Source organism: Pyrococcus yayanosii CH1 (assembly GCF_000215995.1).
GTDB classification, from domain to species: Archaea; Methanobacteriota_B; Thermococci; order Thermococcales; family Thermococcaceae; genus Pyrococcus; species Pyrococcus yayanosii.
The window spans coordinates 65,077-84,456 of the sequence record NC_015680.1; the positions used below are offsets into that span (position 1 = coordinate 65,077).

The 19,380-nt window shown below is 51.6% G+C and carries 21 protein-coding genes and 1 pseudogene; 12 read left to right on the forward strand and 10 right to left on the reverse strand.

Translation table 11 applies throughout. The features are described from left to right. The first annotated feature begins 219 nt into the window (after positions 1–219). Entirely contained in the window at positions 220–1,524 is a 1,305-nt protein-coding gene (gene asnS / locus PYCH_RS00310) for an asparagine--tRNA ligase (protein WP_013904839.1), read from the forward strand. Positions 1,525–1,531: 7 nt separating this feature from the next. Here asnS and purF read toward each other — a convergent pair whose 3' ends face one another. Further along, positions 1,532–2,866 (reverse strand): amidophosphoribosyltransferase, encoded by a 1,335-nt coding sequence (gene purF / locus PYCH_RS00315; protein WP_013904840.1) that lies wholly within the window; start codon positions 2,864–2,866, stop codon positions 1,532–1,534. 133 nt (positions 2,867–2,999) lie between these two features. Here purF and purC point away from each other — a divergent pair, with 133 nt between their 5' ends. Together purC and PYCH_RS00325 are read left to right on the forward strand one after the other, a co-directional pair. Then, on the forward strand, positions 3,000–3,704 hold the full coding sequence (purC, locus tag PYCH_RS00320) for a phosphoribosylaminoimidazolesuccinocarboxamide synthase (RefSeq protein WP_013904841.1): 705 nt from the start codon (positions 3,000–3,002) through the stop codon (positions 3,702–3,704). A 61-nt stretch (positions 3,705–3,765) separates the two neighbouring features. Further along, positions 3,766–4,431, forward strand: coding sequence for a TIGR00266 family protein (locus PYCH_RS00325; RefSeq protein ID WP_013904842.1), 666 nt, complete (start codon positions 3,766–3,768; stop codon positions 4,429–4,431). Here PYCH_RS00325 and PYCH_RS00330 read toward each other — a convergent pair. From PYCH_RS00330 to PYCH_RS00340, 3 genes are read right to left on the reverse strand one after another with little or no spacing between them, the layout of a single operon-like run. Beyond that, positions 4,428–5,225 (reverse strand): hypothetical protein, encoded by a 798-nt coding sequence (locus tag PYCH_RS00330; protein WP_013904843.1) that lies wholly within the window; start codon positions 5,223–5,225, stop codon positions 4,428–4,430. The two genes, PYCH_RS00325 and PYCH_RS00330, sit on opposite strands and share 4 nt — an antisense overlap. Then, entirely contained in the window at positions 5,222–5,872 is a 651-nt protein-coding gene (locus tag PYCH_RS00335; protein ID WP_013904844.1) for a hypothetical protein, read from the reverse strand. The genes PYCH_RS00330 and PYCH_RS00335 overlap by 4 nt, the downstream gene beginning before the upstream one ends. A gap of 52 nt (positions 5,873–5,924) precedes the next feature. Next, a complete protein-coding gene (locus tag PYCH_RS00340; protein WP_013904845.1) occupies positions 5,925–6,806 on the reverse strand; it encodes an ADP-dependent ribose-1-phosphate kinase in 882 nt (293 codons plus the stop codon). A gap of 125 nt (positions 6,807–6,931) precedes the next feature. On the opposite strand from PYCH_RS00340, the gene PYCH_RS00345 reads away from it, so the two are divergent. The 3 genes from PYCH_RS00345 (at position 6,932) to albA (ending at position 10,277) form a co-directional block, all read left to right on the forward strand. After that, positions 6,932–7,435 (forward strand): Hsp20/alpha crystallin family protein, encoded by a 504-nt coding sequence (locus tag PYCH_RS00345; RefSeq protein ID WP_013904846.1) that lies wholly within the window; start codon positions 6,932–6,934, stop codon positions 7,433–7,435. A gap of 67 nt (positions 7,436–7,502) precedes the next feature. Beyond that, entirely contained in the window at positions 7,503–9,893 is a 2,391-nt protein-coding gene (locus tag PYCH_RS00350) for a CDC48 family AAA ATPase (protein WP_013904847.1), read from the forward strand. A 108-nt stretch (positions 9,894–10,001) separates the two neighbouring features. Continuing rightward, positions 10,002–10,277 carry a DNA-binding protein Alba gene (gene albA / locus PYCH_RS00355; RefSeq protein ID WP_013904848.1) on the forward strand — a complete coding sequence of 92 codons (276 nt, stop codon included), beginning with the start codon at positions 10,002–10,004 and terminating at the stop codon, positions 10,275–10,277. Between the two features lie 26 nt (positions 10,278–10,303). Here albA and PYCH_RS00360 read toward each other — a convergent pair whose 3' ends face one another. After that, positions 10,304–10,894 carry an RNA ligase partner protein gene (locus PYCH_RS00360; RefSeq protein WP_048058321.1) on the reverse strand — a complete coding sequence of 197 codons (591 nt, stop codon included), beginning with the start codon at positions 10,892–10,894 and terminating at the stop codon, positions 10,304–10,306. A gap of 437 nt (positions 10,895–11,331) precedes the next feature. Between PYCH_RS00360 and PYCH_RS00365 the strand changes: the two genes are divergently transcribed. Both PYCH_RS00365 and PYCH_RS00370 read left to right on the forward strand, forming a co-directional pair. After that, positions 11,332–11,916: a hypothetical protein gene (locus PYCH_RS00365; protein WP_237698672.1), complete on the forward strand. Its 585-nt coding sequence runs from the start codon at positions 11,332–11,334 to the stop codon at positions 11,914–11,916. Positions 11,917–11,935: 19 nt separating this feature from the next. Beyond that, complete coding sequence (locus PYCH_RS00370) at positions 11,936–12,910, forward strand: hypothetical protein (protein WP_013904850.1); 975 nt, start codon at positions 11,936–11,938, stop codon at positions 12,908–12,910. A gap of 79 nt (positions 12,911–12,989) precedes the next feature. On the opposite strand, the gene PYCH_RS00375 is transcribed toward PYCH_RS00370, so the two are convergent. The 3 genes from PYCH_RS00375 to PYCH_RS00385 are packed head-to-tail and all read right to left on the reverse strand — an operon-like array spanning position 12,990 to position 15,453. Next, on the reverse strand, positions 12,990–14,006 hold the full coding sequence (locus tag PYCH_RS00375; RefSeq protein ID WP_013904851.1) for a tetratricopeptide repeat protein: 1,017 nt from the start codon (positions 14,004–14,006) through the stop codon (positions 12,990–12,992). Next, positions 13,994–14,512 (reverse strand): methylated-DNA--protein-cysteine methyltransferase, encoded by a 519-nt coding sequence (otg, locus tag PYCH_RS00380; protein ID WP_013904852.1) that lies wholly within the window; start codon positions 14,510–14,512, stop codon positions 13,994–13,996. The genes PYCH_RS00375 and otg overlap by 13 nt, the downstream gene beginning before the upstream one ends. Continuing rightward, positions 14,509–15,453 (reverse strand): thiamine-phosphate kinase, encoded by a 945-nt coding sequence (locus PYCH_RS00385; RefSeq protein WP_013904853.1) that lies wholly within the window; start codon positions 15,451–15,453, stop codon positions 14,509–14,511. Before PYCH_RS00385 ends, otg begins: the two co-directional genes overlap by 4 nt. A 55-nt stretch (positions 15,454–15,508) precedes the next feature. On the opposite strand from PYCH_RS00385, the gene PYCH_RS00390 reads away from it, so the two are divergent. Continuing rightward, positions 15,509–16,102: an ECF transporter S component gene (locus PYCH_RS00390; protein WP_048058125.1), complete on the forward strand. Its 594-nt coding sequence runs from the start codon at positions 15,509–15,511 to the stop codon at positions 16,100–16,102. Between the two features lie 5 nt (positions 16,103–16,107). On the opposite strand, the gene PYCH_RS00395 is transcribed toward PYCH_RS00390, so the two are convergent. Beyond that, positions 16,108–16,422 carry a family 4B encapsulin nanocompartment shell protein gene (locus tag PYCH_RS00395; RefSeq protein ID WP_048058322.1) on the reverse strand — a complete coding sequence of 105 codons (315 nt, stop codon included), beginning with the start codon at positions 16,420–16,422 and terminating at the stop codon, positions 16,108–16,110. 69 nt (positions 16,423–16,491) lie between these two features. Here PYCH_RS00395 and PYCH_RS10355 point away from each other — a divergent pair. Both PYCH_RS10355 and PYCH_RS00400 read left to right on the forward strand, forming a co-directional pair. After that, positions 16,492–16,634 (forward strand): annotated as a pseudogene (locus PYCH_RS10355) (DUF402 domain-containing protein); the annotation flags it as partial. Positions 16,635–16,873: 239 nt separating this feature from the next. Further along, positions 16,874–17,968 (forward strand): aromatic amino acid transport family protein, encoded by a 1,095-nt coding sequence (locus PYCH_RS00400; protein ID WP_013904856.1) that lies wholly within the window; start codon positions 16,874–16,876, stop codon positions 17,966–17,968. Between the two features lie 23 nt (positions 17,969–17,991). Here PYCH_RS00400 and PYCH_RS00405 read toward each other — a convergent pair whose 3' ends face one another. After that, entirely contained in the window at positions 17,992–18,996 is a 1,005-nt protein-coding gene (locus PYCH_RS00405) for a phosphorylating glyceraldehyde-3-phosphate dehydrogenase (RefSeq protein ID WP_013904857.1), read from the reverse strand. A 114-nt stretch (positions 18,997–19,110) separates the two neighbouring features. Here PYCH_RS00405 and PYCH_RS00410 point away from each other — a divergent pair, with 114 nt between their 5' ends. After that, a complete protein-coding gene (locus PYCH_RS00410; RefSeq protein WP_048058126.1) occupies positions 19,111–19,374 on the forward strand; it encodes a 50S ribosomal protein L35ae in 264 nt (87 codons plus the stop codon). The last annotated feature ends 6 nt before the right edge of the window (positions 19,375–19,380 follow it).

A 19,380-nucleotide genomic window follows, 5' to 3' on the forward strand; every position in this document is an offset into this window, starting at 1 on the left:
GGAATCGTGAAGCGGGGGTTCCGGTCGGGCCGACAGGGGATGACGAGCTTTTGCTTTGCCGATGGGTGATGAACACGCCCTTCGCCGACCCGTCATTTTGACAATTTATAATATGTTAAACTGAATTAAGTTCAAGGGAGGTCAGGGGCTCACCGAAGAACTTATATATCTAGAGCGGAAACGTCGGGCGATGAGAGTCACTTCTCATGGTGATGGGTCATGATAGAGAAGGTCTACTGCGCTGAGGTTAAGCCCGATATGGATGGAAAGAAAGTCAGGCTGGCCGGATGGGTTTACACAAACATGAGGGTCGGCAAGAAGGTCTTCCTGTGGATAAGGGACTCCACAGGAATAGTGCAGACAGTTGTTGCGAGGGGCGTCGTAGATGAGGAGACCTTTAACACGGCGAAGAAGCTTGGCAGGGAGTCCAGCGTCATAGTTGAAGGGATAGTGAAGGCCGACGAGAGGGCCCCAGGTGGGGCTGAGGTCCACGTGGAGAGGCTCCAGATAATTCAAGCCGTCAGCGAGTTTCCGATTCCAGAGAACCCTGAGCAGGCGAGCCCCGAACTTCTCCTGGACCTTAGGCACCTCCACCTCCGCTCCCCTAAGGTTGCGGCGATAATGAAGGTCAAGGCAACGCTGATGCAAGCAGCCAGAGAGTGGCTCCTCCAGGACGGCTGGTATGAGGTCTTTCCGCCGATACTCGTTACTGGAGCGGTTGAGGGTGGGGCAACACTCTTCAAGCTCAAATACTTCGATCGCTATGCCTACCTAAGCCAGTCCGCTCAGCTCTACTTGGAGGCCGCTATATTCGGCCTCGAAAAGGTCTGGTCGCTAACGCCGAGCTTTAGGGCAGAGAAGAGTAGGACGAGAAGGCATTTAACGGAGTTCTGGCACCTCGAGCTTGAGGCGGCGTGGATGGACCTTTGGGACATAATGAAGGTTGAAGAGGAACTCGTCAGCTACATGGTGCAGCGGACTTTGGAGCTGAGGAGGAAGGAGATAGAGACCTTCAGGGACGATCTCACCACCCTTAAGAACACTGAGCCACCCTTCCCACGCATAAGCTACGACGAGGCGATAGAGATACTCCAGTCAAAGGGCGTGAACATTGAATGGGGCGACGACATGGGTGCCGACGAGGAGCGCATTTTGACCCAGGAGTTCGACAGGCCCTTCTTCGTCTACGGTTACCCCAAGCACATAAAGGCATTCTACATGAAGGAGGATCCCGAGGATCCAAGGAAGGTCTTGGCGGCGGACATGCTAGCTCCAGAGGGATACGGCGAGATAATAGGGGGCTCGCAGAGGGAAGAGGACTGGGAGAAGCTGAGGCAGAGAATAATCGAGGAGGGCATGGATCCAAAGGACTACGAATGGTACTTAGATCTCAGGAAGTATGGCTCCGTTCCACACAGCGGCTTTGGCCTCGGTCTCGAGAGGCTCGTGGCTTGGATCCTCAAGCTCGACCACATCCGCTGGGCTACCCTCTTCCCGAGGACGCCGAACAGGATTTATCCATAACCTTAGCTCAAAACTTAAAGGCCCACTCCGGATACTCTCCCGTCAGACAGGCCATGCAGAGCTTTTCCGTTCCCACGGCCTTTTTCAATCCTTCTATGCTCAGGTAGGCCAAGCTGTCTGCTCCAATTTCCTTCCTAATATCCTCAAGGCTTCTCCAGGCAGCTATCAGCTCGTGCCTCGTTGGAATGTCTATCCCCATGTAGCACGGATACCTTATCGGAGGAGAGGCTATTCTAACGTGAACCTCCCTGGCCCCAGCCCTCCGGAGCATGGCGATTATTTGTCTCATCGTCGTCCCCCTGACTATCGAATCATCCACGAGTATTACTCTTTTACCCTCGAGCACCTCTCTGACCGGGCTGAGCTTGAGCTTGACCTTGAGCTCCCTGTAGGCTTGGCTGGGCATTATGAAGGTCCTCCCGACGTAGCGGTTCTTTATAAGGCCCTCCATGTAGGGTATGCCACTCTCGTGGGCGAAGCCGAGGGCAGCCGTCCTCCCGGAATCGGGAACCGCTATGACAACGTCTCCTTTCGCTGGACTTTCCTTGGCGAGCTCGCGCCCCATCCTGTAGCGGGCTAGGTAGACGCTTACCCCATCGAGGGTGCTGTCAGGCCTCGCGAAGTATATGTACTCGAAGACGCAGTGCCTATGCTCTTCTTTAACGAGTATCCTACTCTCAACGCCACCCTCTGAGACGAGGAAGACTTCTCCTGGCCTTATGTCCCTTGTTTCAAGGCCAAACATCTTGAGTGCGGAATCCTCCGAGGCGAAGTAGTGGCCGCCCCCCCATCCGTAGGCCAGAGGTCTGAAGCCCACGGGATCCCTTGCGACGATTAGCTCCCCTTCGAGGAGTATCACGATGGAGTAGGCCCCTTTAACTTCCTCGAAGACTCTCCTCATGGCTTCGAACTCATCTCCCTCTTCCTTAAGGTGCCAGAGAAAGGATACACCGAGAAGCTCGGAGTCCAGGGAATGTCTGAACTTAACACCCATTCCCTCGTATTTCCTCCGCAGGGGAAGGAAGTTAGTGAGAGTGCCGTTGTGGGCGAGGGCAAGGGTTCGACCGCAACACTCAATTTCAAGAGGCTGAACTTCGCTGAGGGAGCCGGAAGTGGAATAGCGGACGTGCCCTATGGCAGCCTGAGCGTCCAGGCCATCTAGGGAATCCTCACGGAATACTTCCGGGACGAGTCCGTGACCTTTCACCGTCCTAAGGCTCCCATTCCAGAAGCTTATCCCAGCTCCCTCCTGACCCCTGTGCTGGAGGGCTAAGAGAGCGTAGTACGCCTTTTTGGGTGCTTCGTCCGTGAGGGCCGCGAATATTCCGCACTTCTCCCTCATTCTGCCGACCCTCTGTCCCCTTTGACGCCTTTGGTTGGTTGACCTGGCTTAAAAGCTTTGTCCTACTTTTGCCATTTTCATGTCTAAAAACACTTAAAAACGTTGGGATTTTTACATAAATATGGTGAATACAATGGAGGTTTATGAAGGCAAGGCCAAGAAGGTCATCCCAATTGATGATGATAAGGCCATTATGGAATTTAAGGACGATGCTACGGCCTTTGATGGCGTTAAGAAAGCCCAGTTCAGAGGCAAGGGTTGGCTGAATGCCCAGATAAGTGCGAAGCTCTTCAAGCTTCTAGAGGAGCACGGCATAAAGACTCACTTCATAGGAGTGGCTGGGGATAACAAGCTAATCGTCGAGAGGCTCCAGATGTATCCCCTCGAAGTTGTCGTGAGGAACGTGGTTGCCGGTAGCCTCAGGAAGAGGCTTCCACTTCCAGAGGGCTATGAGCTCCCAGAGCCCATAGTTGAGCTCTACTACAAGAGCGATGAGCTTCATGACCCCATGATAAATCACTACCACGCAAAGGTCCTCGGGCTGAGCGAAGAGGAGCTGAAGGAGATGGAGCGCATAGCTCTCAGGGTGAACGAGATTCTCAGGAAGTTCTTCGCGGAGAGGGGCATAATCCTTGTGGATTTCAAGCTCGAGTTTGGAAAGAACAAGAAGGGTGAGATAGTTCTCGCGGATGAGATAAGCCCGGACACCTGTCGCTTTTGGGACGCGGAAACGAAGAGGAGCCTCGACAAGGATGTCTTCCGTTTTGACAAGGGCGATCTTATAGAGGCCTACAGGGAACTCTACGAGAGGCTCACGGGGGAGAAAGTGCAGGCCTAATTTTCCCTTCCCATCAAAACGTTTTTAAACTTTGAGGATTGTAATTTTTTGGTGGTTCTTAATGAAGTATAGGATAGAGCACAGGCCCAGTTTCTCCTTTCTCGAGGTTGAGCTGCAGCCAGGAGAAGCAGTTCAGGCCGAAGCTGGGGCGATGGTCTATATGAGTCCTACTGTGAGGGTGGAGACCAAGGCGAGGGGAGGGCTCCTCGGGGCCCTCAAGAGGAGTGTCCTCGGAGGAGAGAGCTTCTTCATCAATGTCTTCAGGGCAGAAGACGGTCCGGGCGTCGTCGGTTTTGCCCCTGGATATCCTGGGGATATAGAGGCCCTTGAGATTAATGGGACCATCTATGCTCAGTCTGGAGCCTTCCTCGCGGGCTCCGAGGACATACAGATAGACATCAAGTTCGGCGGCGCAAAAACGTTCCTTGGAAGAGAGAGCCTTTTTCTCCTCGAGCTCAGTGGGAGAGGGATTGTATTCTTGGCTAGCTATGGTGCCATAAGGCCGGTGCACCTGAAGGGTGAGAGGTTCGTCGTGGACACGGGCCACATGGTGGCTTTTACAGAGGGCCTTGACTTCACCGTAAAAAGTATTGGTGGACTGAAGAGCGTGCTCTTCAGTGGTGAGGGCCTCGTCATGGAGTTCCGCGGTACTGGGACCGTTTATATCCAAACTAGGAGCCTGGACGGGTTCCTGAGCTGGCTCCTGCCCCATCTTCCGAAGTCTTAATAGGGCCACACCCTGTTCCCCTTCACCTTTAGGTATCCGAGGGTCTGGAGTTCTTTCAGCAGGTCTTCAATGGCATCCTCCTCGTAGTACACGGCCAGCTCGACATCCTTGCCCCTCAGGATTATGGGTTCTTGCTCCATCATAATCTCTATGAGCTCGTCCTTTCTCCTAATATCTTCCACGAGCTCGAGCATCCTCTTGGCAAGGGCGGACTTAGCGAGGCCCGAGAACATGGCCTCTACTAGGGACTCTTCCGTTGCATATTCCCCAGCGATTTCTATAGCCTTGGCAATGGCCTCCTCCTCTATCTCCATGACCTCCACGTAGTACCTCTTAATGAGAGCTATTTCCGTGACAAGCTTTGCCCCGTGCTTTTCAAGATCCTCTACGTACTCTATGACATCTTCCATGGGGAACCTGAGCTCGATCTTTAACTCTTCTAGAGCGGGCTCCTTCTTCAGCTTTACACATTCTCCTATATCAAGGAAGCCTGCCTCCACAAGCGCCGAGAAGACTTCGACCTTAGCATCATTCGTGTCGTCGAGTAGTTCTTCGATTTCCTTCCCTTCTTTTATCTCTTTAATCAGGCTCCTGAAGGTAGCTTCAATTTCTCCAAGCCTTTGCCTGACGGGTTCAATGTCTATCTTCCTTAACTCACCGAACTTGCCTCTGATGACAACCGTATGGGAGAGCTCCCACCCGAGCTCTTCCCTAGTCCTGTTCATTATTCCTGCCTTGCTAAGGAGCCTTGAGAGTTCATTCATGTCATCCTTAGTCAGCACCTCGAACCTCATATTCTCCCATCCCCCTCTCGTTCTTTCCGGGCTTTTTCAAGGAGCATTGCCAAAGGCCCTCTGCCAAGGAGGATAATAGCTTTCTGGAGCTCCTCCTCCGAAACAGCCTTCCTGTTGAGGTAGAGGTAGAGGGCGTAGGCCATTAGCTTTGCATCGCCCTCGTGGACAGCCTCTATGGCTTGAGCCAAGGTAGGATCATCGAGGAGCCTGTCGGCCAGTCCCCTGAGCACCTCCTCGTTCCCCTCCTCGAGACCCTTCTTTAAAGGATTGTAGAAATCCCTGATAACCTTCCGGGCGTTCCTGGCTTTCCCCTCAAGCTCCGCTACAGGATCCTCTCCTTCTCTCTCAAGGAGGGCCGCGAGGAGGGGCAGGAGGGAGACCATGGCCACGAGCACGAGGTAGGGGGTTAAGTTAATCCTTCCGAGCACCTCGGGATACCTCCAGCGGAGGATGAAGAGCATCATAAGGCCTGCAATAGTCCATAAGGGCATAAAGAATGTGTAGAGACTCATGCCCTTCCTTTTTAGAATCCTATATTTGCGGAGGATTCCGCTCTCCTCCATCCTGTAGAGAAGCTCCTCGGCTATCTCAGCCTGAGCCTCGAGTCTCCTAATCCTCTTCTCTACCTCCTCAATGACTTCCCTCAATCATCACCGCCTCCCCACTATAACCCGCAGGCAAACGTCGAAGAGTGTGAGTCTAAGTTTCACCAAATATCCCAAGACTCAGCCTCTCAGCGATCCTCTTGACATCTTCGAGTGGTATTACAGCACTCCTAGCTCCCACCTTCTGAACGGTTAGGTATGCCAAGAGCATTCCTAGCTTTGTAGCATTCTCAAGCGACCAGCCCTTAACGATGCCGTAAACGAGGCCCGCGTCGAAGGCATCCCCTGCACCAGTAGAGTCGACGACCCTGGCAGAGAGCCCCTTAACCTCGAATACTCTACCGGCAGAGTCCCTAACGAGAGCCCCTCCGCCGTTCAGCGTCACCACGACGTTCTTCGCCTTCACGTCTTTCACGGCTCCAAGTCCTCCATACTTCCTCCTGAACTCGTCCTCGTTCATTATCAGGTAGTCCAGCTTGGCTTCCACATCTTCTGGCACCTCCATCTCGCCCGGATCGAAGGAAACGGTCAATCCGTGTCTCTTGGCTATGGCAACTGCCCTTCTCACGAGCTCTACTGGGTTTGAGGACAGGTGAAGGTGCCTCGCCTGGGCTATATATGCCTCATCGAGCTCTTTGAAGACGTTGGCACCAGGGAACTTCACTATCCTTTTGTCCTCACCGTGTATCAGCATCACGGCTATCCCGGTAGGCACCTCTACGACCCTTACCCTGGAGGTGTCCACGCCAATGCGCCTAAAGAACTCGATGTGAAGCCTGCCAAAGTCATCGTTTCCCACGGCTCCGATGAAGCCGACCCTTAATCCTAGGTGGGCGAGCCACGTGGCCGTGTTCCCGGCCGAGCCTCCTAGCCCAAAGTAAGCACTTCTAGCATTTACCTTCTCGTGGAACTCGGGGAAGCGGTCGAGGATGAAGGTGATGTCGTAGTTGAGATTGCCCATGCAGACGACATCCATGGAGCCCACCCTTACGAGTTGGTCCTTGAACTTAAAAATTCTTGGAGAGGCGAAAAGTTTATAAAGAAGTAAGGTTTTAATAACTACTGGTAACCAAAACCAGGAGCGAGAGGGGGTGAGGGAGCATGACGATAAGGAGGAGGAGATGGAATATCTGGGATCCGTTTGACATAATGAGAGAGATACAGGAAGAGATAGACAGCATATTCGAGGAGATATTCAGGGGGCCAAGATTCTGGACTTACAGGCGCTGGGGCGAGCCCGAGGCCTACGAGACCAGGATTGAAGAAGTGTGGAGAGAGCCCTTCGTTGACATCTTCGACAACGGTAACGAGTTCGTCATAACAGTGGAGCTTCCGGGCGTGAGGAAGGAGGACATCAAGGTTAGGGTCACTGAGAACACCGTTTACATCGAGGCTCAGGTTAGGAGAGAGAAGGAGCTCGAACGCGAAGGCGCCATAAGAGTCGAGCGCTACTACAGTGGCTACAGGAGGGTAATAAGGCTTCCAGAGGAGGTCATCCCAGAGAAGGCAAGAGCGAAGTATAACAACGGTGTCCTCGAGATAAGGATACCGAAGAAGCACCCGACCAAGAGGGAGGAAGAGGGCTTCGAAGTTAAGGTCGAGTGAACCGAAAGTTTATAAACCCTTTTCTTTTTAGTTACCATTAGTAACTAAAACTTGGAGGTGGGAAAAGATGGCCGATAAGAAGGAAATTAAGCTGAAAGTTGCTTCCGCTTATCAGAGGGATGTTGGCAGGGGGATAGTCAGGATAGACAGGAAGTCGATGCGAGAGATAGGCGTTGAGCCTGGCGACATCGTCGAGATAATTGGAACCAAGAACACCGCCGCCATCGTTTGGCCGGCCTATCCGGAGGACGAAGGCCTTGGCATAATTAGGATGGACGGAACCATACGAAAGAACGCCGGCGTTGGTCTGGGCGATGAGGTTACGGTCAGGAAGGCAGAGGTCAGGGAGGCCAAGAAGGTCGTTCTCGCGCCCACGGAGCCTATTCGCTTTGGTCCAGACTTCGTTGAGTGGCTCCACGAGAGGCTAATAGGTAGGCCAGTCGTCAGGGGCGACTACATCAAAATAGGAGTTCTTGGGCAAGAGTTAACCTTTATCGTCACAGCCACACAGCCCAGTGGAGTAGTACAGATAGCGGAGTACACTGATTTCTCCATAAGCGAGAAGCCTGTTAAGGAAGTTGCCAAGGCAATGACCACGGGGGTGACCTACGAGGACATCGGTGGACTGAAGGACGTCATACAGAAGATCAGGGAAATGATAGAGCTCCCGCTTAAGCATCCTGAGCTCTTCGAGAAGCTTGGTATTGAGCCTCCTAAGGGTGTTCTTCTTTATGGGCCGCCTGGGACGGGTAAAACTTTGCTCGCTAAGGCTGTGGCGAACGAGGCTAATGCACACTTTATTGCCATTAATGGGCCGGAAATCATGAGCAAGTACTATGGTGAAAGCGAGGAAAGACTTAGGCAAGTGTTCAAAGAGGCTGAAGAAAACGCTCCAGCGATAATCTTCATTGATGAGATCGACGCCATTGCTCCTAAGCGCGAGGAGACGCACGGGGAAGTCGAGAAGAGAGTGGTCTCGCAGCTCTTAACCCTTATGGATGGTCTTAAGAGTAGGGGTAAGGTTATTGTTATTGCTGCTACTAATAGGCCTGATGCTATTGATCCTGCCTTGAGGAGGCCGGGGAGGTTTGACAGGGAAATCGAAGTTGGAGTACCAGACAAACAAGGCAGAAAAGAAATACTCCAAATCCACACCAGAGGAATGCCCATAGAACCCGACTTCAGGAAAGGCGAGGTATTTGAGATTCTTGAAGAGCTCAGGAAAGAGGAGAAGTTCAGGGGCATCGTAGAGAAAGCCATTGGGAAGGTTATTGGTGCTAGGGACGAGGAGGAAGTCAAGAAGGTCCTTAAGGAGGTCAGTACAGAGCTCTACGATGAGGTTAAGGCCCGCCTAATTGACAGGTTGCTCGACGAGCTTGCCGAAGTGACCCACGGCTTCGTCGGGGCTGATTTAGCCGCCCTCGCGAGAGAAGCAGCTATGGCCGCTCTCAGGAGGCTCATAAAAGAGGGCAAGATTGACTTTGAGGCCGAGACTATTCCGAGGGAGGTTCTTGAGGAGTTGAAGGTGACAAGGAAGGATTTCTATGAGGCGTTGAAGATGGTTGAGCCGAGTGCGCTGAGGGAAGTGCTCATTGAAGTCCCAAACGTCCGCTGGGACGACATAGGCGGCCTAGAGGAAGTCAAACAAGAGCTAAGGGAAGCAGTAGAGTGGCCGCTTAAGCATTCAGAAGCGTTTCGGGCTTTTGGCATTACTCCGCCGAAGGGCATTCTCCTTTATGGCCCGCCGGGAACTGGTAAGACGCTCCTAGCCAAAGCCGTCGCAACAGAAAGCCAAGCAAACTTCATAGCCGTCAGGGGTCCTGAGATACTTAGCAAGTGGGTCGGTGAGAGCGAGAAGAACATCAGGGAGATCTTCAGGAAGGCTAGACAGGCAGCACCGACGGTGATATTCATAGATGAAATCGATGCAATAGCCCCGAGAAGAGGAACAGATGTGAACAGGGTAACAGATAGAATAATCAACCAGCTGCTGACGGAGATGGACGGAATAGTGGAGAACAGTGGTGTAGTAGTTATAGCCGCAACCAACAGGCCGGACATAATAGACCCTGCTTTGTTGAGGCCTGGTAGGTTCGACAGGCTGATACTTGTGCCCGCGCCTGATGAGAGGGCTAGGCTGGAGATATTCAGGGTTCACACGAGGAACATGCCACTAGCCAAAGACGTCAACCTCGAAGAGCTGGCCAAGAGGACAGAGGGCTACACAGGAGCCGACATAGCTGCGGTCTGTAGAGAAGCGGCAATGATAGCAATGAGGAAGGCCTTGGAGAAGGGAATCATCAAGGAGGGCATGAAGGCGGAGGAGATAAGGAAGGTTGCGAAGGTCACGATGAAGGACTTCGAGGAGGCCCTAAAGAAGATTGGACCCAGTGTGAGCAAGGAGACCATGGAGTACTACAAGCGCATACAGGAGCAGTTCAAGCAGGCTAGGGGCTGACCCTCTTAATCCTTTCTCTTGTTCCTCACTAGACCAATCGAAACCGAAAAGTATTTAACTTGAACACGACGAGGAACGGGATGACAAAAGTCCAGGAGGTGGCAAGAGATGGCTGAGGAGCACGTCGTTTACATCGGAAAGAAGCCCGTTATGAACTACGTGCTGGCCGTTATAACCCAGTTCAACGAGGGTGCTAAGGAGGTCGTTATAAAGGCTCGTGGGAGGGCCATCAGCAGGGCTGTTGACGTTGCCGAGATCGTCAGGAACAGGTTCCTCCCGGAGGTCAGCGTCAAGGACATCAAGATCGGCACCGAGGAGCTCCCGACCGCTGACGGTAGGACAACCAACACCTCGACCATCGAGATCGTTCTCGAGAAGCCTTGAAGCCCTCTCCTTTTCATCTTGAAATTTCATTTCTCGAATTTCTCCACGAGTTCTTCTAAAAGCTCCCTGAACTTTCCAGCGTCAACCCACTTTATGCCCATCTTCTCGGCCCAGGTCAGGACGCCCACGTCCGCGGACACGAGAATTGCGTCGAGCTCCTTTGCCAGAAGTATCAGTTCGAAGTCTTCCTTGCTGTCTACTATGCCCTCCCTTAGGGCTTTTCTGTAGTTCCTCCTCAGTTTCTGGATTATCTTGTCAACGTTTTCCGTGTCGATGACGCTCTCTCTAACGGCCTTTTCCGCCACCCGCAGGCCCTTATCGACCCTCCTCCTTATGTCCTCTATGAGCTCGTAGACGACGAAGGCGGGGATCTTGATGTCGTGGACATTGGGCGGCTTCTTTATTATATAGAGCTCGACGTCCGGCGAGACTTCTTGCTCATCAACGAAGTTCATGATTTCCCTGTATATGCCGGGAGGCATGTAGAACTCCACCTTTCCGAAGAGCTTCTCCGCGTACCTCAGAAACGTCTTCATAGCCTCCGTTGGCGTGGCTCCAAATTTACTCCTTACATCTGGGTTAACGAAGATGCTCGTGTCGAGGACGAAGCGTATCATTCCCATCCCAGAAGGAGTCACCAGAAGAGTTTTTAGGCTTTCTGTGGCCCGCCCGTAACACCCGCCCCCATCAACGCCCTCGGCTTCTTTGGGCGGGCTAACCCAGACGGGCCTGTGCCCGACCAGGGTTACCCCCGGTCATCGTGCTCCGTGACGCGGAAGGCCCTCCCAGGGGGACCTCGCTTAGGCCGGGCTGTTGCCCCCGCGTCGCACCTGACCTCACAGCTCAGCCAGGCCCTCGCGTACGGGGGCAATAAGAAAATGGTGGCTTAGGTTTATAACCATGACTGCTATTATTACCACGCTTATATTTAAGCTTATCCTCTATGGAAAGTTGGATTGGTAAATTGAAAAGAGTTAATTAAGAGCAATAGTAATCAAGATCCTGAAAAATTACAAACTAAATTCTGCTAGAGAAAAATTTATAAGTATGTTATATGTTAGTAGCAATTAATACTGCAACTAGTATGGGGGATGCCAAAATGGAAAAGAAAAAAATAGGGAGTGCCCTAATTGGATTGCTCTTGGTAGTAATGACAGCAACTAATGTTAGTGCAATAACAGTAGAAAAGAACATTGTTTTGCCTGAAAGGATAACCCCTGGAGTGAAGACTGAATACTGGACAATAGAGAGGATTACATTGTACACTATCAACTATGGCCCATGGCAAATCGCCGCCATAAATCATTGCAAAAGCCAAGATGCCACATGCAGTGTTTCAAAGACGGTTGAACATTGCATGTCTGTTTCAGTGTCTGGCAGTGTTAAGGTAGGAATTGAGTTAATAGAAGCGGAACTAGGAGCGACAATTGGAGCAACGTATTGTGAAAGCACGACATGCAGTGTTACATGCCATGGTAAAGATGCCGTTCTTGAATGGAGGTATGTAGAGCCTATAAAGGAAATAGTCCAGAGAAAACACATAGTGTATCCTGATGGACATGAGGAATTGGGTGAAACAGCATCTGCATATGTAAAAATGAATGCTGCCCCTGAATGTCGTTCGTACTGCATCCCTTGACCTAAAGGAGGTGATATTGATGAAAAAATTTATTATAGGAGGGATTTTCATTTTCATGCTTTCCTTTTTTATCTTGTCACTATTAATAAATGGGAATTCTGGTAATGTTGTTCTCCAATTTGAGAACAATACTCCACCTCAGCAGCTTATCAAGACCAGCAATAATGCTTATCGGGCTTCAGAAACGAAAAGTGAGGTTACACCACCAAGTCCAAGTGATTTTATACTGCCATATGTTGGCTATATATATGGAACTCCGAATGATACAGTAGCCCAAGTGATGCTGTACTGGTGTTATCCAAAAAGCGTCGTGAATCAGTCGGTAGCCATCTCTGTAACCATGAATTTTGGCGGTTCCTTTCTGTCGGTGTCGTATAATGGCGAGGACATTCCCGTGTTTTACCATGGATATCTCGGAATTATCCTGCCAATAAATTTTTCACAGCTAAACCTTTCAGCTCCTGGAAATTACAAATACTTAGATGTAAGCGGGGACTTATACTGGATACAAAATGGTCGCAAACAAAGGATACGGTTGAATCTTGGGAACTGGACATTTGAAACTGTAAATGAGGAGCAGAAACTCAAGCCAAATATAACAGCGTTCTCGTTAGAAAGTATAGAATTCAAAGAGGGGACGAGAGAAGTAAAATATAGTTTTGGATTATATAATCCATTTAATGTTACGATGAGGCTTATCAATGTAAGCTTTGGCATACCTTCTAAGTTAGTCAAAATAGTCAACATAGAAGTCTATAATACTTCAACTCCCTACGAAATAGCTAAGTCAAAATTAATGTCAAGCAAACTAATACCTCCCGAAGAGTCAAGATATTTTGTCATAACTCTCGAGATAAATGGCAAAGTTAGGAGTCTATTTATTCAGCCAAAACTTGTATATTCCATTGGGGATGAAGTTTACACAATGGCAGGACCGCCTTTCCAGGATACGGTACTACCTGTTACATGCACGTACAACATGAAAGCCTCTTGAGAAACTTGGACTGAGTTGTGTTTGTGCCTCGTGGGAACCAACCGCGCCAGAGGATATAGATAAAGTGAAAGAGAAAGCATCACTTTGGGAACTTTGACGTCTCTTCGTTGGCTTTCATTATCTTTTCCCTGTATTCCTCGTACTTCTTCCTTGCATCCTCCGCCTTCTCCTTTTCGCCGAGGTATTCGTAAGCTTCGGCAACGTGCTTCCACCACATCGGATCTTCCTCAACCTCTTTGAGGCAGTACTCTAGGAATTTCTGATAAGCCTCCCTGGCGAGCTCCTCTCTACCAAGTTTGCGCGCTATATTGCCTACATCCTCCCAGAAGACTCCTTCTTCCTTGGCTTCCTTCATGTAGTATTCAAGAGCCTTCTCCCAGGCTCCCCTGGCTCTCTCCTCGTTGCCGAGTTCTTCATAAAGCTTAGCTACGTCCTCCCAGAACCATGGTTCTTCCTCGGCGTAGCGTTCTAATGCTTTGGCGGCCCTCTCCATGTTCCCGGCCTTCTTCCAGTACTCGTGGGCCTCCTTGAGGTAGTAGGTGTCCTTCTCCTTCTCGTAGAGCTGCTCGTAGAGCTCAGCCGCCTTGGCATACTGACCAGCCTTCTCGTAGGCCCAGGCTGCGCTCTCTAGCCATCCCAGCTTGAGATACATCTCTGCCGCCTTTAGATAATTCCCAGCCTTCTCGTACTTCCTTGCCGCCTGCTTGTAGCGTCCCATCCTCTCCAGCTTCTCGGCAGAGCGGAAGCGGTCTGCTATGCTTAGGTCGGGCTCGCTGATGTACCATATGCCGAAAGCTACCGCGGCTACGAAGAAGGCTATAACGGCCCCCACTATCTTGAGTCTCTGCCAAGTTATGGAGAGATATGTGGCATAAGCGGACACTGCGGTTATGGGCAATAGCATGGCGGCGTACTTCCAGCTCTCTGCGTAGAGAGTTAGGGCTAGGAAGAAGGCGAGCATCAGCGTGAGGAAAAGGAAGCCGAGCCCAAGGATTATTCTCACGAGCATCCAGAAGCCCCACTTCCACACTATCAGGCCTGCTATTCCCAAAATGATGGCGATGAATGCTGCGATGTATATTTTCAGCCTATCCATCCTTCCACCTCCAGCAAAAACCTTTTATACTCGGGCTTTGGCGTGTAGTGGCCGAGATCCTCCTTGGCAACCACCCTGTGGCAGGGAATGACTATCGGGTAAGGGTTGCGTCTCATGGCCCCTCCGATGGCCCTTGCTGAGGTGCGAAGGGCCCTCGCAACCTCGCCGTAGGTTATGATGTTTCCCCTTTTAACGTTTTTCGCAAGCCAGATGTAAACGCGCCTCTCAAAGGGTGTTGATGTTGCGAAACTCAGCTCTTTGAGAGCTTCCCTGTTTTCTACCTCGCCGACGAGAATCTTGAAAACGAGTTCAGGGTAATTGGAGGTTTCTAGTCTAAGGGATATTGAAGCGCCCCTCCTAAGGAGGAATTCACGAAGCCTTGTAATCCTTTCTTTGAGGAATTCCTTTCCATCGAGGGAAAAAGTTATTCCCTCGATCTTTTCCTCCCAGAGAACGGCTATTAGGATTTTCCTATTCGCAAGGCTAAAGGCCTCAATGCTAATCACAGCAGTCCCTCCGCGAAGTGCTCCCATCCAAAGAGCGGCATCCTCTCCTTTCTCCCTCCACGCTCTATGTAAACACCCTTTCCCGCATCCACCCTTCCAATGATTGAGAAGTCGAAGCTAAGTTCATAGACCCTTTCTGGACTTACCGTGAATACGAGCTCGAACTCCTCTCCACTCGTGAGGGCCAACTCAATGGGGTCAAAGCCGAGCAACTCCGCAACCTCTTGTACGCCCTCCCCTATAGGTATGCGGTCCTCCTCCACAACTATCCTAACGCCGCTCATCTCGGCAAGGATGTGGAGCTCCTTGCTTAGACCGTCGCTGACATCTATGGCCGCATTTGCCACCTTCCCCAGCTCGATTCCCTCCTCCACCCTGGCCGTTGGTTCAAGTAGCTTCTCGTAGAGGGATCTCCTGATTGAGGGAGATATATTGAGTCCTTTTTTCCACGTTAGCAAACCCGCAAGGGCCCTTCCTAAATCCCCCGTAACGCACACGAGGTCGCCGGGTCGTGCCCCACTCCTCAAAAGGGGCCGTTCTGTCAGACCGAGGGCTCCTCCGTCTATTACTAGCTCTCTTCCCTCATTAGTGTCCCCACTCAGGACAGGAACTCTGTAGAGGTTAGCCGCCCTTCCAATACCCTTTGCTATTCCCCTTAGAACGTCTTCCCCAATATCACGTGGAATGCCCAGTGAGAAGAAGAAGCCCAGGGGCTTTGCCCCCATTGCAGCGACGTCGCTCAGGTTCATGATGACGACCTTCATTCCGGCTTGCTCCGGGGTCATTATAGGAGGAACGTCCGTGCCCCACACGAGCATATCGCTTGTAACGACTATCCAAGCATTTCCGAGCTTTATTGCTCCTGCATCGTCCCCTAGCGGCAGGTCGCCTTGGAGCTCCACCTCCTTCAGGAAGAGCTCAATGATTTCGCGCTCCCTCATAATCCTCACCGAGAGTTTTATTAAAGGTAGACCATACCAGGGAATGGTGGTGGGCATGAAGGAGGAGACGTTGATAGCGTACGCGAACTACTTTAAAGCGATCGTGGGGATAATAGTTGTGGTTTACGTAACTTACATCCTCTTCAACAAGGAGAAGTTCAAGACGCCATTTGTCCTCGCAATCTCGGGTGTCATGACGGCCCTCGTGGCCGTCGTTACGATGTTCATCCAGATAAACATACCAGCCTCGCAGGGATACCTCAATTTCGGCGACACGATGGTTATGCTTGCCGCCATTTTGTTCGGCCCCCTAGTTGGTGCCTTCGCCGGCGGCGTGGGTTCTGCCCTCGCGGACATCTTCAGTGGCTACGCCCACTGGTCCATCTTCACCCTAATGATAAAGGGAGTCGAGGGTCTGGTTGTCGGGTACCTGGCAAAGGGCGAGGCTAACTATTCGAGGATACTGGTGGCGACTATTGCTGGTAGTTCCGTCATGGTCATAGGTTATGTCGGTGTCGCTTACCTGCTTTATGGGGTAGCTGGTGCTACGATCGAGCTGTATAACGACATAGTCCAGGCAACGACTGGTATAATAGTGGGCGGGGGCTTGGGGTATGCCCTCAAAAGAAGGCTTGCTGGCATAATGTAAGTGAGTTAATCTTCAATCTCGGGCAGGTTCTTCAGGATTTCTTCCCACTCTTCTTCTTGAAGTAAGGGTTCTATTGATATCCTCCTTGAGGCCTTTTTGAGCTGCCCGATGTACTTTGAATCCGCAATGATGGCATCGTTTCCCAGCTCCTTTATCTCGTAAACGGAGAGACTCAGTCCCTCAATAATATCCAGGGAATATTTGAGAAACTCGCTCCCGGCCAGCAATATGTCTGGGCTAAGTCCCTCCTCTTCAAGCTCCCTTATGGCGGTATTGATAAGCTCGATGAGCTGATCTAGGAATTCCTCCTTTTTTCCCATCTCGTCCTCCCTCTCCCTGGATATTCTCCCAATAAAATATTTAGGCCTTTTGGTGAAGCTATTGATGTTGTGAGGGTTCACTTAATATGCCGCCTCCCGAACAGGATTCTTGAGCGTGATGATAAGGTAGTCACTGATTTAGGCGATGTCGTGGTTGCAAAATCCGCTTTGAGGGTATGCTAGCCCCGCTTAGGGTGAACGGCGCCGAGCTGACCTCCTCCCCGTCCTAAAGGGCGAGGCTTGAAAAAGAAAAATGTCCCAAAGCGAGGGAGGACTATCACAAGCTCTCCATCAGGCTTCTCATCTGGCTCTACGTTAAAACGGGATCTCAAAAAACTTGGACCTTAATGTTCACTTAAGTCCTTGCCGCTTTTTTCGATATCACCGCTGGACATCTTTTCTGGAGCAACCCTTAAATTCATGAAGGATTCTTCACGCTCTGGTGGTGGCCATGAAGAGGTTGACCCTGGCAGAGGCGAGTGCCATACTAATCGGAACCCAGATAGGGGCTGGTGTACTTGGTCTTCCTTACGCTCTCAAGGATACTGGCTTCGCGGGAATAATGGTTGTCATCGCCGTCGGTATACTCACGCTCATCACGGCCCTTTTCGTCCTTGAGCTGGCCGTTCAGAGAGGCGGGACGCTTACATCCCTCGCTCGCGAGACGCTTGGAAGGGCGGGCGGCTGGCTTATGCTCGCCAGCATCTCCGTGTTGAGCTACGGTGCCCTCATAGCTTACGTCGCTGGGAGTGGTGATATTTTATCCTCTCTTCTTGGCCTTGACAAAGCGATCTGTGCAACTATCTTCTGGCTTGCCATGAGCTGGATAGTGCTTATGGGTCTTAAAGCTTCGGGAGAGGCCGAATTAGCGCTAAATTTTCTCCTGCTTGGTGCCCTGGCTGTAGCAGTCGTCCTGATGCTTCCAAGGGTTAACGTCGATAATTTGGGCATTGGCTCACCATCCGCAGTCATCTCGGGGGTGGGAGTCGCTATCTTCGCCTATGTTAGCCACATGGTAGTTCCTGAGATGTACAGGGGGCTTGGAGATTCTGAGGAGACGAAGAAGGCCGTTCTAATTGGCTATCTCGTGCCCATGGTCTTCTATGCACTCTTCGTCCTCGCATTCGTCGGTGCCCTTGGCGGTAAGACACCTGAACTGGCAACTTCTGCCCTTGAAGAATACTACGGAAGCCTTGGCAGATTCGTTGGCTTAATTCTCCCGCTTGCAGCGATAAGCACAAGCTACATCGGGATAGCCCTTGCTCAAATGGACAACCTCCGCGAGGCCTTCAAGCTCGACAAGAGAACCGCCTGGCTCCTTACGGTGGTTCCGCCCTTACTGGTATACTTTGCGGGTTTGAAGAGCTTTGTCAGGGCTCTATGGCTCGCCGGGACCTTCGGTGGTCTCCTCTACGCCGGGATTCTGCCTGTGGCAATGTACCTCAGGGTAAAGAGTGAATGCGTGAGGGTTCCCCATGGCGTCGCTTACTTCGCCGGTGCGATCTTCCTGCTGGTTCTCCTGTACTCAGTTGCCTCCCTCGTTTAAAGCAAAGAAGGAAAGAAGGAGTCTCACTTCAAAATTCCAAGGCTCTCGTTCGTCTTTTTTATGCTCTCCCATTTATCCGCCATCTCGAACATGGCCCTTATCGCATCGATGTTCTCAGGCACTACATCACTCTCCTGGTGGACAGCCTGGATGTAAAAGAGTCTGTTTCCTCTCACGCTTATGCTCTCCTTCCAGACGGCTATCTCGTAGAGGTTGTTCCACTCCCTGTGCAGGTCGCGGGCGAACTCTATGAGCTGGGCCGTGCTCTCGAAGCCCTTCTCCTTCTCGAAGAGGATAACCCTTGTAGTGTTCTCGAAAATCTCAATTACATCCTTGGCCTCAAGGGGCTTCTTGAGCTCGACCATGACGCTGTGTACATGCATTATCGTGGTCGGCACGACGAAGGCACTCGTTTCAATGTTTATCGGGATAACCGTTTGGACATCTGGCCCATGGTGCGATGGCACGGTAACGCTTGGCTTTATGGCGTTTATCGGCCCCCTCTTTATGTCGTTCGGGTCTGCTGCACGGCGAATCATCACGGCATAAACGTAATCTATGTAGTCTTGTATAGCACTGAGGGTTCTAACGAGACCCGTCGTGTTGCACGAAACCACGCGGACATAGTCCTTGCCGAGAGCCTTCTCGTAGTTGGCCTGGGCAACGAAGGAGACCTGGGCGACGTCCGCCTTCTCACCGCCCTGGAAAATCGCTTTGACGCCAGCCTTTTCGTAGATGGGCTTGTTCTTGGCCCCCATTCCGCCGGGAGTGGCATCGATTATGACGTCTACCTTCTCTAGGAGGTCGTTCAGCGTTCCTGCTACCTCGAAGCCAGCCTTTTCAAAGCGCGGGAGGAACTCCTCGCTCGCCGCATAGACCGGGATGCCGAGCTCCTCTGCCCTGTAGGCCTCGAAATCGGGCTTCGTCTTGGTTACTCCGATGAGCTCCATATCATCCTGCCTTGTGACGGCGTAAGCGACGCGCTTTCCTATCGTTCCGTAGCCGTTTATCCCAACCTTGACCTTCATGGCCCTACCTCCAACTGTTTCTTGGGCTTCGGGCTCTTAAGCGTTGTTTTCACTGGCGGTGGTCATGGATAATCTTTAAAAGCTGGCCGAAGAAGTGAGGCCCGGTGAGGGAGGATGAGGATGAAGGCTGTCGTGCTCAGCTACAGGAGGAGCAAGGAGAATCAGCACAACTACCACATGATAATCAAGCCCCTTGACATCAACAGCAGGGAGGAGGCGGCCAAGCTCATTGGAAGGCTCGTGATATGGAAGAGCCCGAGCGGAAAGATCCTGAAGGGCAAGATAACGAGGGTTCACGGAACGAAGGGGGCCGTTAGGGTCAGGTTCGAGAAGGGACTCCCTGGCCAGGCCCTCGGTGACTACGTCGAGATTCTTTGATCCCTT